12 protein-coding genes are annotated in these 13,796 nt (G+C 40.6%); 3 read left to right on the forward strand and 9 right to left on the reverse strand.

Features of this window, described 5'->3' with window-relative positions; translation table 11 throughout:
- Nucleotide 1 precedes the first annotated feature (1 nt).
- From CYL18_RS11730 to CYL18_RS11755, 6 genes are all read right to left on the reverse strand, one after another.
- On the reverse strand, nucleotides 2–1,030 hold the full coding sequence (locus CYL18_RS11730) for a YkvI family membrane protein (protein WP_330847591.1): 1,029 nt from the start codon (nucleotides 1,028–1,030) through the stop codon (nucleotides 2–4).
- A 160-nt stretch (nucleotides 1,031–1,190) separates the two neighbouring features.
- Nucleotides 1,191–1,625, reverse strand: coding sequence for a MarR family winged helix-turn-helix transcriptional regulator (locus CYL18_RS11735; protein WP_104849700.1), 435 nt, complete (start codon nucleotides 1,623–1,625; stop codon nucleotides 1,191–1,193).
- Nucleotides 1,626–1,836: 211 nt separating this feature from the next.
- Nucleotides 1,837–2,007, reverse strand: a complete 171-nt coding sequence (locus CYL18_RS19280; protein ID WP_161497132.1) for an aspartyl-phosphate phosphatase Spo0E family protein — start codon at nucleotides 2,005–2,007, stop codon at nucleotides 1,837–1,839.
- 142 nt (nucleotides 2,008–2,149) lie between these two features.
- The gene (locus tag CYL18_RS11745) at nucleotides 2,150–4,321 is read right to left on the reverse strand and encodes a PAS domain-containing sensor histidine kinase (protein ID WP_104849702.1); all 2,172 of its coding nucleotides are present in this window, start codon (nucleotides 4,319–4,321) and stop codon (nucleotides 2,150–2,152) included.
- Nucleotides 4,322–4,526: 205 nt separating this feature from the next.
- Nucleotides 4,527–6,803 carry a thiamine pyrophosphate-dependent enzyme gene (locus tag CYL18_RS11750; RefSeq protein WP_104849703.1) on the reverse strand — a complete coding sequence of 759 codons (2,277 nt, stop codon included), beginning with the start codon at nucleotides 6,801–6,803 and terminating at the stop codon, nucleotides 4,527–4,529.
- The gene (locus CYL18_RS11755; protein WP_104849704.1) at nucleotides 6,803–7,816 is read right to left on the reverse strand and encodes a 2-oxoacid:acceptor oxidoreductase family protein; all 1,014 of its coding nucleotides are present in this window, start codon (nucleotides 7,814–7,816) and stop codon (nucleotides 6,803–6,805) included. The genes CYL18_RS11750 and CYL18_RS11755 overlap by 1 nt, the downstream gene beginning before the upstream one ends.
- Before the next feature lie 259 nt (nucleotides 7,817–8,075).
- On the opposite strand from CYL18_RS11755, the gene CYL18_RS11760 reads away from it, so the two are divergent.
- Together CYL18_RS11760 and CYL18_RS11765 are read left to right on the forward strand one after the other, a co-directional pair.
- A complete protein-coding gene (locus CYL18_RS11760; protein WP_104849705.1) occupies nucleotides 8,076–9,131 on the forward strand; it encodes an acyltransferase family protein in 1,056 nt (351 codons plus the stop codon).
- A gap of 151 nt (nucleotides 9,132–9,282) precedes the next feature.
- Nucleotides 9,283–11,049, forward strand: a complete 1,767-nt coding sequence (locus CYL18_RS11765; RefSeq protein ID WP_104849706.1) for a B12-binding domain-containing radical SAM protein — start codon at nucleotides 9,283–9,285, stop codon at nucleotides 11,047–11,049.
- A gap of 49 nt (nucleotides 11,050–11,098) precedes the next feature.
- Here the strand turns inward: CYL18_RS11765 and CYL18_RS19395 are convergent, their stop codons facing one another.
- Entirely contained in the window at nucleotides 11,099–11,269 is a 171-nt protein-coding gene (locus CYL18_RS19395; protein WP_201741274.1) for a hypothetical protein, read from the reverse strand.
- 194 nt (nucleotides 11,270–11,463) lie between these two features.
- Between CYL18_RS19395 and CYL18_RS11770 the strand changes: the two genes are divergently transcribed.
- Nucleotides 11,464–11,658 (forward strand): alpha/beta-type small acid-soluble spore protein, encoded by a 195-nt coding sequence (locus CYL18_RS11770; RefSeq protein ID WP_104849707.1) that lies wholly within the window; start codon nucleotides 11,464–11,466, stop codon nucleotides 11,656–11,658.
- 45 nt (nucleotides 11,659–11,703) lie between these two features.
- Here CYL18_RS11770 and CYL18_RS11775 read toward each other — a convergent pair whose 3' ends face one another.
- Nucleotides 11,704–12,903, reverse strand: coding sequence for an anti-sigma-I factor RsgI family protein (locus tag CYL18_RS11775; protein ID WP_104849708.1), 1,200 nt, complete (start codon nucleotides 12,901–12,903; stop codon nucleotides 11,704–11,706).
- The gene (sigI, locus tag CYL18_RS11780) at nucleotides 12,900–13,655 is read right to left on the reverse strand and encodes an RNA polymerase sigma factor SigI (RefSeq protein ID WP_407984531.1); all 756 of its coding nucleotides are present in this window, start codon (nucleotides 13,653–13,655) and stop codon (nucleotides 12,900–12,902) included. Before sigI ends, CYL18_RS11775 begins: the two co-directional genes overlap by 4 nt.
- Nucleotides 13,656–13,796: the final 141 nt, after the last annotated feature.

Here is a 13,796-nt window from a genome sequence, read left to right on the forward strand (position 1 = left end):
TTCATTCCTTCTTGATCATCAGCAAGATTAGAAAAGACAAACTTATATAACCAAACAATGGGTATAGGTACGAAATTAACGGACCATAATCAATTTGGCCAATGAGCAGGCAGAAGCTTAATATAAAAACATAAAGTGACCATGATGGCAGCCCGGTCACTTTCTTTAATTGCCTCTCAAGCCCAAAAGCATTGCCGATCAGTGAAGTGAAGATTTCACCAAATATGATAAATAAATATAGTCCATACAAAAACGGAGCAACCGTCTTCATGACATACGCTGTCGGGATATTAATGTCCGCTAACCCGTTAACAGATGATAATGAAATATGACAGCTGAGGAGAACAAGAGCTAACAAAATTCCGCCTAAATTTGCGCCTCTTTTAATCAATTTCTCATCACCAATTTCCGTAGCCAAGGGAACGAGAACAGCTTGGGTTAAAGCAAGATTGAAGGCTGTATAAGAAAACGGTGATAGGAAAGCCTTAACGCTAACCATGTCTGGCATATTCAGCAAATGACCCACTCCCTTCAGCGTAAAAAGGGATATAATCATTAAAATAATATTAAACATGACCATCGCTGGGACGACGAAGGTGTTGATGGATAACAGACCATGAATCCCCCAGCTCATGACCACAACAGCCAAAAAAGCCGTAAACACCATCCCGCCCATTTTAGAGAACCCAAGCTGTTCCTCAAAAAGCCCACCAGCACCTGCCATCATCACCCCTGTCACTCCGATAAGCATAATCATGAAAATGGCATTTATAAAAATGGCCAAGCGAGAACCAAACAGCCATGCATTGAACTCCATATAATTCTTCAAATCATGTTTAAGGGCAATCATCATCATCTTAGTGCCCAACCTGATAAATATATATCCAGCTAAAATGATTCCTAGCAGCCCGTACAATCCGTATTGCGTAAAGAATTCATAAATTTCCTTGCCTGTTGCAAAACCAGCACCTATCACGGTTCCGACATACACGGCAGCGACTTGGAATACGCTCATCCATTGTTTATTCAAACTTGTCCCTCCTCCGCCTATAGACACTTTATGCCAAGGAAGGGCTGATATGAATACAACAGTTAAATTATCCTCTTTAGCCTGAAAGATTTCTATATCACGAGCGTCATAAAAAAGGAACAAGGGCCGAATTCTCTCAATTCAGCCCTTGTTCCTTCATTTATTTAGCTGGAGTTGCCTTCCCTATCTTTTTCATGCATTCGATGGCGATGGCTTTCTCTTCATTTGATAAGACATTCATAATCTCTTCAATCCGCTCTTGATGAGCCGGGAATATTCCTTCGAGAAATTCCGTCCCGTCTTCTGTGATCTGCGCATAGGTTACCCGCCTGTCAGTTGGACAAGCTACTCTTCGAAGGAAACCCTTCTTCTCAAGCTTATCAACAACATAAGTTATACTGCCGCTCGCAAGAAGAATTTTATCACCAATATGCTGAAGCGGCTGTTCCCCCTTATGATACAGCAGCTCAAGCACGGCGAATTCCGTCGGGTTTATCCCTTCTTTTTGTATGAATTTATTTGTATAATCATTAATCGCCCTGTAAGCTTTAGACATCACCACAAAGAGCTTTAGTGATTGACTTGGTTCGACCATTTCCTCTAACCCTCCGAATTCGTTTGTATTCAAGAATCTCGATTTGCGTTATTATACTTCTAAAATACATAAATGTAAATTATTTCGCGATAAATAATTGAGGTATTTGTTTACACTCATAGGTGCTTTAGAGCGAGTCAACACTTTTTTGGAGGCATGTGTCGAGGGTTGGTCAACCTTGCAGCAAATGATTGGATAACCAATAAAATCACTAGGTTCGGTTATATTTCATTCGTGTGTATTGATTAATTAACTGGTCTAGCTGCCTGCTCAAAGTGATCGTTCCTTGATCTAAATATCCGTATTCCGAAGCATAGTTAATCATCTTCTCTCTCGCGATGTTAATATCTGCTTCTAGAGTGACAAAATTCGCTTGTTTCACGACAATTCCTCCTATGCAATCTTCCTTTTTTGGATTATGCCAAACTTCTTTATAAATGTAAATCAAAAATCCAAATATTTCATAAAATTGTAAAATTATTAAGCCAAAGGACATAAATTGAACCTCCTTGTCGAAAGAAGGTTCAGGCATTTTCATGAAATATAGGGAGATATAGCTGAAAAAGTGTCCCCTCCCCTTCCTTACTGTTTACTTCAATCCAGCCTTCATGCTCTTCAATTATCTTATATGTAACCATCAAACCGAGCCCAGTCCCTTTTTCCTTTGTTGTATAGAAGGGCTCCCCAAGTTTTTTTAGAACTGACTTTGGAATGCCAATACCATGATCTTGTATTGACACTAGAATATGATTATCAAAGAACAGTTCAGTCGAGACCTCAATTATCCCTCCATCCGGCATAGCCTCTATGGCATTCTTAATCAGATTGATAAATACCTGCTTCAGTTGATTTGCTTCACAATGCACGAGCGGCAGTTCGCCGTATTTGATGTCAAATTGAATATTAAGCATCGCAGCCTGCGCACTCAACAAATCAAGCGTCTCACTTAAGACCGTGTTCACTTGCTTAATTTGATAAGAAACGGCCTGAGGTTTAGCTAATATCAGAAAGTCAGTGATGATGGTTTCAATTCGCTGCAATTCCGAGGTGATGACCTGAAAATAATTGTCATACTCCCCCTTCATACTGCCTTCAAGCAGCTGAATAAACCCTTTAAGCGCCGTCATCGGATTGCGGATTTCATGGGCAATCCCTGCCGCGAGCTCTCCTACCACATTTAATGTATCTGATTTTTTTAATTGCTCTTCCATCTTCAGTTTATCCGTGATATCACGAAACACGGTCAAATGAACACCATTCACGATATCTGGCCGGGACAAAAAATCCAATTGCTTTGTTTGCCCATTCTTACAGGTTAACTCACAAACAAAATTATGCTGTGTATTCTTGGCCATTAATGAAAGATGACGCTGTAAATGTTTCTTTTGGTTTGGGTCAAGGTCAAAAATATCTTGAAAGGTTTGACCAATCAGCCGATCATGAGGCAGACCAATGATATCAGATGCCGGTTCGTTTACATCGATAATTCGTCCATCCTCCCGCCAAATCAAGATTCCATCAAATGTTCCATCAAAAATTCCGCGAAACTTATCCTGCTGGAGCAATAATCCGTCGTCATGTTTCTTCGCTGCTACTGCGGGTTTGCCTACCAAAAGGAGATATCCAGAACCCTTGATAGGTTTTGTACTAATTTCAAGCTCATTCACTATTCCATCCGGCCAATTATTATTAATCTCTACTTTGCTATAACCCTCTGTATGTTTAAGCACGCTAACCCATTCATCACCCAATAGATCACTTAAGTGAGATTGAAATATTTCAGATTTCGGATAGCCGAATAGCACGCTGGCCTTTTCATTAATATGAATAATTTGCCCATTCTTTTGAACAATGATGATGGCTTCTTCCATCAGTGCAGATATTTCTTCTATTAAATGCGCAGAGGCATGAGACATTACAGGCTTTTGAACCGCTGAAAATATCGTATAATACAATCCGCTATGCAGATTATAGCTTGCCTTATACTGATACTGGATTTCTACTCCTTCCATCTCTACATAAAAAAAACCTTTACATCTTTTACTTGTTCGCAAATCCCCCAAGCTTTCAGCAAAAGCATGCGCACTCTCTTCTGTCATGAGTTCAAGAAAATTCTTCCCAAGCAATTCATACCGTTCCTTGACCATGAGATTGGCAAAGGCTTCGTTAATATCTAAAATAGTGCCTTTTCCATCATGAATAACAATGGAGTGGCTAATGCCATTAATTAAATCGGTATATAAATTCTGATTGCCGATTGAGGATGGAAGAAGTGTCCCATCTCTAACCATAAGCATATAAATGAATTTTTCAGGTTCCCCATCTTCCTTGCCGTCAGCAGCGGCAAATAGTTCAATTTCAAGAGGGTGTGCGGCTTGCAGAAAGGTTGTCCATTTATCAAAGGAATAGCCATGCTGAAGTAGTTTCTTCACTTGAAACTTCACCAGTTCACTTGAAATGCTGGAGAAGAAATCTTTCAGGTTCCTAGGACGGTCTACTTGACCTAGCTGCTGATAGAGCTTGCTCGCCCGGCCATTTAAAGAAAGAATATTTAAATCCTTATCTGTGATAATAATGGCTTCTGAATGAAATTGATAAAAATGATTCCATAACTGAACTTCTTTTCTTAATTTTTGGTTTTCCTCTTTGGTTTTAGGCAACCCTTCGCCCAAATTTGTCATTTGACCATCACTCAAGAAAATCCCCCCTTTTACTTCCGACCTTTATCACTTTTAAAATTTCTACAAAATACGGGCATATCCTCTTTATTTTGATAATATTGTGGCAAACGGTCTAAATGTCCCATTTAACTAGGATAAGAAGGCCTTACATTCTATTCTCCTGTTCGCTAAACAAAAAGAGACTGTCCCCATTATTCAGGGGGACAGCCCTCTTCTTTCATTATAATCCCGGATGTTCATGCTTAGCTTGCAGCTTCATCCAGCGTTTATTAACCTCTTCTTCAAATTCACGCAGCAAATGTGCATTCTCTTCTCTTAGCAAATGCTTCGTTTTGCCCATATATTGAAGCCATTCCGCTAATTCTATTCGTTTTTTCCTTGCATCAGGATTATACGTGATAACAGTATCTCCATTTTCCACCTCATAAAGCGGAAAGAAACAGGAATTTACGGCTGCCTCCATAATTTTCGCTCCATCTCGCTCATTCGATTTCCAGTTTAATGGACAAGTAATGAGAATCTTCCCATAGACTGTGCCGACGTTTTGAGCATACCACTGGGCTTTAGCCGCTTTTTTGATTAAATCCTGCGGAAAAGCTTCAGAAGCGGTGAATACATATGGAATGCCAGTTGCCGCCATGATTTGAGCCGTATCTTTATGATGGAATGCCTTCCCTTGCTGTGTTTTCCCGACACCTGTCGTACTGGTCATATTTCCGATTGGCGTTGAATAGGACATTTGGGACCCTGTGTTCATATAACCCTCATTATCATATTCAAGCATAATGAGCTTATGGTTGCGAAGTGCGGTACCAATTGCCGATCCCATGCCGATATCCATTCCTCCGTCCCCAGTAATCATAACGAAGGTCGCCTCATCACTAACCGCAATCTCACCTCTGCGTTTCTTCTCAAGGAATGCCTCTAATGTACCTGACAAGGTCGCTGGCCCATTTTGGAACAGATTGTGTATCATCGTTTGCTTGTGCGAACTATGCGGATAAGCTGTTGTAACAACATAGGCACACCCTGTCTGGTACAAAACGACGACATCCCCCTCTATGCCCTTAAAGAATAGTTCAAGGGCAGGGAAAATCCCACAGCCCGGACAAGCCCCATGGCCTGGAGCCAGTCGTTTAGGCTTTTCCATAAGCGCGCGTATTGGCGGAATGCGAACCTTGAGCTTGCCGGTTTCCTCATCTGGAGTGACCTGAATCAGGCCTGTCTTATAAACATCTCCTGTATGTGGCGTTAAGATAGGCTTTATGGCTTTATCATCCTGTCCAGGTTGAACACCATGATAATCAAATGTTTTTTGGACTTCTCCCGTTTGCAATGCTTCTATTGCCTCATTAAAGAAGGACTGGGCATCTTCTGGGTAGAAATCTTTCCCGCCCAAGCCAAATACACGACTTAATACAAGCGTTTCATTCCCCTTGATCTCTTGGAGGGCCGATTTCACCTCATGCGTTAAATTCGGACCGTTTGCTCCATAAGAATCCGCTCGTTCACCGACCAGAAGCACCTTTACATCTTTTAGGGCCGCTTTAATTTCTTCCTTAGGGAATGGACGAATGATATTCGGGCTTATTACCCCAGCCTTAACCCCTTGTTTTCTCAAGCGGTCGACAACATCCTTTGCCGTCTCAGCAGCTGAATTCAAGAGGAATACCGCAACCTCAGCATCTTCCATTTCATATAGATCTAGTGCCTCGTACGAACGGCCAGATAGTTCCCCATATTCCTTCGCAACTTCCTTAAATATCTCTCCTGCGCGGTACATCGCATTCGATTGCTGATAATGGTTATTGGTCAGGTCATCGCCATTCATATGGGCACCAATGGTAATCGGATTATTTACATCAACATGCGGGAATTGTGATGGACACTCCCCGACAAATTGCTGAACTGTCGCACGGTCGCTGAAATAGCGTACTTTACGCTTTTGATGAGACGTAAAGAAACCGTCATAAGCCACGATGACCGGCAGACGGACATCTGCATGCTCTGATATTTTAAGTGCCATGATATTCATATCATAAACTGCCTGAGGACTGCGGGCAGTCAAAATAACCCATCCAGTATTTAAGGCATAGTACAGATCTGAATGATCTCCGCGGATATCAAGCGGACCGCTAATGGCACGAGTCACAAGATTCATGACCATCGGGAAACGGGTACCGGCTTGAACAGGAAGCTGCTCAAGCATGTACATGAGACCATTCGCGCTTGTTGCATTGAAGACACGGGCGCCAGTGGTCGCTGCCCCATAACAAATTCCCGCAGATCCATGCTCACCGTCAGCTGCGATTAACTTGATGTCATGCTCTCCTCTTGTTTTCATCACATCCAAGTATTGGGCAATCTCTGTTGAGGGAGTGATTGGGAAATAACCCATAATATGATAGTTGATTTGAGCAGCCGCCATGGCTGCCATTTCATTGCCGGATTCAAATGTCGTGATTTGTTCTGCCTTCATTAATTCGTTCTCTGCCATTATTCAACACTCCCTTCTTGTAAAGAATGGTGATGCTTTACGGTATTTTCTTCTGCGAATCCAAGTGTCTCGCGCATCTCTGCTAAAGCACTTGTCGGACACGCATCGACACACTTTAGGCAGCCTTTGCAGTATTGGTAATCGATTCCAGACAGGAACATCTGCTTGCGGCCGCGCTTATCTTCTCCTTCCTTCCATACAAAACAGAAATCTGGACATGCGGTATCACATGCGGCACAATGAATACATTTCTCTTGATCCCAGCTTGGAAGGAACCCCTGTCTCGAACCACTCATGTCCTTTAGCAAACTGTTTCCTTGCGCGAGAATGGTTCCGCCGATGACCTGTGTTTCATATCCGAGGATAGGCGCTGGCTTAGTAAAGCTCTTCGCTGCAGCATTTGATGGAACCTGGTATTCCTTAAACTGCACCTCATTATACCCGCGCTCAAACGTGCGGATATTCGGTTCAACTAGATGAGGGTATTTTCTTTCAAATGTTCTTTTGATGACATTTTTCATTGAATCTGCATCAAGGAAATCGCAAATACGGAACAATGCGCCAAGCATCGCTGTATTAACTTTTGTTTTCTCCTCTACGGCTATTCCAAGCGCATCCACTATAGCAAGCGTTCCATAAGAAAGATTCAAGTCTTCTTTGATTTCATCAAAGTTCCTGATTGAATTTACGAGGACAATTCCGTCCGGCTGCAAGCCGCTGACGACATCCACCATTTTATATAAAGCCTCATGAAAGATCCCAATGACATTTGGTTCTTCAATCGGACTATGATCCCTGATTTCAGTATCTGCATCTGCGAAACGGATAAAGCTTTTCACAGGTGAGCCTTTTTTCTCAGATCCATAAGAGGCAAAGTTTGAACCATTGAATCCTGATCCAAGCACCCCTGATTCCGCTAACATTTTACCGGCTAGATTTGCTCCAAGCCCTCCAATGGACTCTAACCTGATTTCATAGAAGCCATTTTTATTCTTTTTTGGCAGTATGGTCATGTTTCTTTCCCCCTTTTCGTTCTCGAAGCAAAAAAAAAGAACATTATGTTGCTTAATTCAAGTTTTTAACAATCGATATCTTGTGTAATTCTTCTTGAAGACACTTTGAGACAACAGTACAATTATAATATTATTGTGTATCTATTCACATAGTTAAATCTGGTACATAAGGATTGTTTTAGGAAAGATTGTTTTAGTATACAATCGAGTGGGAAAAATAAAGAAAGGGTTTCTAAGATGAACTTACCAGGAGGATATCATGAAGGAAAGAACCTGCTACTTTGATAATGCAAAGTTTATCTTGATGGTTTTCGTTGTATTCGGGCATATCATTAGAACCTATATAAATGAAAACGAATTAATCTATGCCATCTACAGTACAATCTATACATTCCATATGCCGGCATTTATTCTTGTCTCCGGCTTTTTCGCTAAAGGCTTTAATAAACCGGGCTATATAAAGAAGCTGACAAAGAAATTAATATTGCCTTATTTAATTTTTCAGGTCGTTTATACCGTATATTATTACTTCCTTTTTGACCGTTCGACCTTCCAGATTGAACCGTTCAATCCAAATTGGGCTCTTTGGTTTCTGTTAAGCTTATTTTTCTGGAACTTGATGCTCTTCATTTATACGAAGTTCAAGCCGGCAACTGGATTATTGATTGCCGTTGCTATTGCCCTTGGCATCGGGTATGTCGATTCAGTTTCCAATTTCTTAAGCTTATCCAGAACATTTGTATTTTTTCCATTCTTCCTAGCCGGATATCATTTGAAGAAGGAATTCTTTGAACGTTTGACTTCATTTAAGAGCCGAATTATTGCTTTGGTGCCATTTGTCATCCTGTTTATTTGCTTTTATTATTTTATCACAGTCGACAGCCAATGGATGCTTGGCTCCAAACCATATTCAGAAATGGAGGGGACAGCTTCTGTCATTTCAATGTTCAAGAGGCTAGGTATGTTCGGACTGAATGCCATCATGATTATCAGTTTCATGGCTTTAGTTCCCAGAGGGCAATACTTCTTCACACGTTGGGGCACACAAACCTTATATGTTTACCTGTTGCACGGGTTCTTTGTAAGAACATTCCGCTTTACCGGCCTGAAGGAATATTTCACGACTGTTGAAAGCTATCTTTTGTTGGCTGGTATCGCACTCTTGCTGACGATTATTCTATCCAGCCAATTTGTTGCCTCCATCACCCAGCCATTTATAGAGCTAAAATGGAAGAATGCAAAGAAAATGCTGCACGAATGGAAATATTACGCTTATTTCTATAAGGAGAAATTCTCTAAAATCGTCAATGACTGAAATGACGCCTGCCTATATGGCAGGCTTTTCTTATGTTTTCCATAAATCCCTGATAGATTAGAATGGAAATCATCCCCTTCCTGTTATTCCTATACAGAAATATGGTAAGATTAATTGCTAGGAAAACGCTGAAAGGACGTATTGCACGCTCATGAAGATAATTGGAACAACACTGAATGCCAAATATATTCACACGAATTTGGCTCTTCGCTATTTAAAAGCCTATGCTGCACCAGATTATAATGTTGAAATTGTTGAATACACAATCAAAGACCCAGTCATGAATATAGTCACAGACCTATATAAGAGAAATCCAGATGTTATCGGGTTCAGCTGCTATATTTGGAATATGGAAGAAATCAAAAAGGTCGTCACAATCTTGAAGAAAGTACTGCCTGATGTCCATATTGTACTCGGCGGACCTGAGGTTACCTATGATCCTTTCTTCTGGCTTAGGGAAATACCGGGAGTTGATTTCATAGTCATAGGGGAAGGAGAAGCAACATTTAAGAACTTGCTTGCGGAAATTGACGGCAGAAAAGACTTCCATCAAGTTCAAGGTATCGCTTTTCTGGAAGGCACCAAGCCAATCATCACACCTCCAGCAGCAAAAGTGGACTTAAAAACCTTGCCGTCTCCTTTCCGTTTTGAAGAGGATATTCCGAATCTATCCAAACGGATTACGTATATTGAAACAAGCAGAGGCTGCCCTTTCAATTGCCAGTTCTGTCTGAGCTCAATCGAAACAGGCGTCCGATTCTTTGACCGCGAACGAATTAAAGATGATATTCGATTCCTTATGAAAAATGGCGCGAAAACCATTAAATTCATGGACCGAACCTTTAACATCAGCCGCAGTTATGCGCTTGATATCTTTGATTTCCTCATAGCTGAGCATGAGCCAGGCTGTGTCTTCCAATTTGAAATTACGGCTGATATCATGAAGCCTGAAGTCATCGAATACTTGAATGAGAAAGCACCAAAAGGTTTGTTCCGCTTTGAGATCGGTGTTCAATCAACAAACGATTACACAAACGAGCTGGTTAAACGGAAGCAGAACTTCGAAAAGCTGAAGCGTACGGTAACCATGATCAAGGACGGGGCCAAAGTCGACCAGCATCTGGACTTGATTGCGGGACTCCCTGAAGAAAATTATGATTCCTTCCGAAAAACCTTTAATGATGTATTTGAGATGAGACCTGAGGAACTGCAACTTGGATTCTTGAAAATGCTTCGTGGTACGGGTCTGCGCCAACAGGCGAAGCAATGGGATTATCAATACATGGACCAGGCACCATATGAGATTGTCAGCAATAATGTAATGCCGTTTACCGACATTATTCGCATCAAACAGGTTGAAGATGTCCTTGAAAAGTATTGGAATGACCACCGTATGGACCTTGGTGTTGAATATCTGGTCAGTACGGTATATTCTTCCCCATTCGATTTCTTCCAAGAGTTCGGTTCCTATTGGGAAGAGATGAACTGGTCAAGAATCGGCCACCAGCCAGAGGATTTGTTTAAGCGTCTCGCTGAATTCAATGAGAAAACTCATCCAGAGAGTCAAGAAATGCTTCTATCCTTGCTAAAGATTGATTATCTCAAGAAGCTCTCCTTTAAACCGCGGAAGCCTTGGTGGGTGTCTTCCATGACAAAACAGGAGAAATCACCCTATTACCAGGCTGCGATTAAAGAGCCTGAGCGAGTGAGCCCGGAATTTGCTGAGCTTCATTTAAATGAGAAGGATATGTATAAGCATGTCTTAATTGAGGAAATTGATTTTGATTACCACCATTACCTCAAAACGGGTGAATACCGTACACAGAAAAACCTGCTGCTTGCTTATTTTAATCCAAAAGAAGGCGGTAGCAAGCTCTTTATTACGAAACCAGATAATCTTCTCTTACAAAACGTATAGAAAGCATACTGGGACGCTGACCAACAGGTGGCACCCAGTATGCTTTTTCTTACTTACCCTTTCTGCCGCGGTTAGAATTACGATTAAAGCCCTTCATTTCACTCTCTCCTCCAGAAAATTCTGCCGAGAATTCCGTCTCCTGCTCATTGGTCTCTCTTAAGTTTCTTTTTGGAGTTTTACTTGCTTTCTCCGCTGCATCAAATTGGGCTTTTCTTTTCATTCAAGATCTTCCTTTCCTTGTCAGAATCCTTATTACTATTTGTTCTGAGCTATTTATTCATGCGTGTTAGTGACAGGGAATCGATACCTGTTCATCCATCCTTTAAACCGAATGAAGAATCGGTTTGACAAGCATATTATGAAGGCGGAATAATAAAATTCCAGCACAAATGAAGAAAGCTGAGGTGCTTATAAATGACAAGCCGAAATAAATTGCTTGTTCCAGGTGTCCAAGAGATGCTTGACCAATATAAATATGAAATTGCTGCTGAATTTGGAGTGACCTTAGGTTCTGATACCGTAGCACGAGCGAACGGATCTGTTGGCGGAGAAATAACCAAGCAGCTTGTGAAACTTGCTCAATCGCAAATGTCCGGAAAAACTAAATAATATATGGCACAAAAATGCCCGGATTAAATTATCCGGGCATTTCATTTACCTTTGTCGGTTTTCGTTATCTTTCTGGCCTTTATGTTTCTGTTCGCTAATATTTCTCTTTTCCTTCTTTTGCTCATTCTTTTTTCTTGAATCATTTTTTTTATTTGGGTTATCTCTTTTCTCTTTGTGGCTTTTCTTCGATTTGTCATCATTTCTCTTTATCGAATGTTTCGAATCGGATTCCCTATTAATGGTTTTACCTTCGTTACTAGGCTTTTTAGTCTGCTGGCGATGCTTTTTATCAGTTACATCGGAATTGTATTTTCTCATTTCACTAACAGGCCGTTTTAGCTCGTCTTTTTTATTCAGTTTGCTCTCATTCGAGCTATTTTTCATTTGACTTGTTGAAGGTGATGATGTAGTTTGATTGTTTTTCTTTTCTGACTGCTCCTTGGAATGGGCAGGTTCTAGAGGAACTGAAGGTTTTTTATTTTCCTCTATTGGAACTTCAACCTCTTCCTTTATAAGATTGTCCTTGTTTTCGTCTTCAATCTTTGAGGTGCTTTGGTTACGGTTCTCTTTCTTCGCTGTATCTTCTTGAATTTGGACATCTAAATAAGCACCCGTCGATAATCCCTTTTCCTTGGCATTCTGCCGATCATCCATAGATGCTTTTTGTGTCTCTATTTTCAGGGAACTTCTCTCAGTTGCATGAACATTTGTCAACTTTTTCTCCAAATTCTGCTCAAGACTCTTATCTTGGTCCAGAACTACTGTCGAGAACACAATTTCTTTTTCGTCTTGTATCTTTCCTTCTTTATGGAGAAGCGAAAGGATTTTGGAGACAACAATGTTTAAATCTTGATTCTCCCATTCCTCCAAATCAGCGAGCATCTCTTTACCTTCTTGATCAATCCCTTGGATATCCAATACTTTCATCTCTTCTGAAACACTCAATTCAACCCCTGAATCCATATCTAAACTGACATAGGCATATACTTTCGAATTCCCTATAATTAGCGGCAAAATGCTAAATACCAATAATAAAGATGCAGCCATTGCCAGTATGGTTTTAATAGCCGTTTTCTTTCTTTTTGAGAGTGTTCTTGGTATACCATTTAACATGTGAGGTTCAATGTAGATAAGGTCCCCTATTTGATTAAATTCATGGTTATTTTTAATTTCTAGAAATTCGCCCTCTGGTGTTATAACCTTTAGCTTATTCTCGGAAACCTCTATAATGACCCCTTCCTTCAATCCTTTAGCACCCCCTTTATGTAGTCACTCAAAAACCGGTAATCACCTGAGAGTACCAGAACCATAGCCACAATATATATCCGATTTCTTTCAATTGTCTTGCGTGAGACATTCACCTTGCTCTCCAGAATCTTTAAAGGAAGCTTCTTCTTTTGAAATAAGTAATTGAGCATAGAAGAATCTTCAGCCACTATCCTGGCGATGGATATAGCATTCTTACGAGCATCCGCATGTTTAGGTGATGCTTGAACCAATTGGTCAAATGTAATACCAAAAGATTGCAGTCTGCCAGTAAAGCTTTTGATTTCATCTCTTCTTCGCTCAGCGTCAATTTCTTCCTTATGGAATTCAATTGATCGATCTGCCTCTAGCAGGCTTTGTGCATATCCATCTTCTGTAGCAACGCTAAAATCTATAGATAATTCTTGTTTTTTTCTTGATTGTACTCTAAGATGATCGATGACTCTTCGCTTGATCATCGTATCTGCAAAGGACAGTAAGGCTGTCCCTTTTTCATATGAGAAACGATCAATGGCATCATTAAAAGCAATTAATCCAATACTGAATTCATCATCTGTGTCTGTTATGTAGCGTTTGCAGACAGAGGAGACTGATCTTTTGATAAACGGTTTATATTGCTCAATAAGATCGTTACGTAAATCAAAGTCCCCTTTTTGTATGGAATACACCATATCTTCCATACTCTGACGTTTCTTCAGAGCTGAAAAGAACACTCCTAACATAGAATTCACCCCACCCTGCACAAATTATACCACAGGATGTAAATTCAGGTTATAAAGGGTATAAATACATATCAAAGAACTATTTTCGGCACTAAAATACGTCTATTTGACTATCCCTCTCCAGCTATCACCTTCTTTAGCATTATCACC

It is taken from the genome of Pradoshia eiseniae, from assembly GCF_002946355.1.
In the GTDB taxonomy this organism is placed as follows: Bacteria; Bacillota; Bacilli; order Bacillales; family Pradoshiaceae; genus Pradoshia; species Pradoshia eiseniae.

Excerpts from the sequence above, each read along its gene's own strand:
- CYL18_RS19395 (WP_201741274.1), bottom strand. The coding sequence starts at position 11,269 with ATGAAAAGAAAAGCCCAATTTGATGCAGCGGAGAAAGCAAGTAAAACT.
- CYL18_RS11755 (WP_104849704.1), bottom strand. The coding sequence starts at position 7,816 with ATGACCATACTGCCAAAAAAGAATAAAAATGGCTTCTATGAAATCAGG.
- CYL18_RS11760 (WP_104849705.1), top strand. The coding sequence starts at position 8,076 with ATGAAGGAAAGAACCTGCTACTTTGATAATGCAAAGTTTATCTTGATG.
- CYL18_RS11735 (WP_104849700.1), bottom strand. The coding sequence starts at position 1,625 with ATGGTCGAACCAAGTCAATCACTAAAGCTCTTTGTGGTGATGTCTAAA.
- CYL18_RS11770 (WP_104849707.1), top strand. The coding sequence starts at position 11,464 with ATGACAAGCCGAAATAAATTGCTTGTTCCAGGTGTCCAAGAGATGCTT.
- CYL18_RS11750 (WP_104849703.1), bottom strand. The coding sequence starts at position 6,803 with ATGGCAGAGAACGAATTAATGAAGGCAGAACAAATCACGACATTTGAA.
- CYL18_RS11765 (WP_104849706.1), top strand. The coding sequence starts at position 9,283 with ATGAAGATAATTGGAACAACACTGAATGCCAAATATATTCACACGAAT.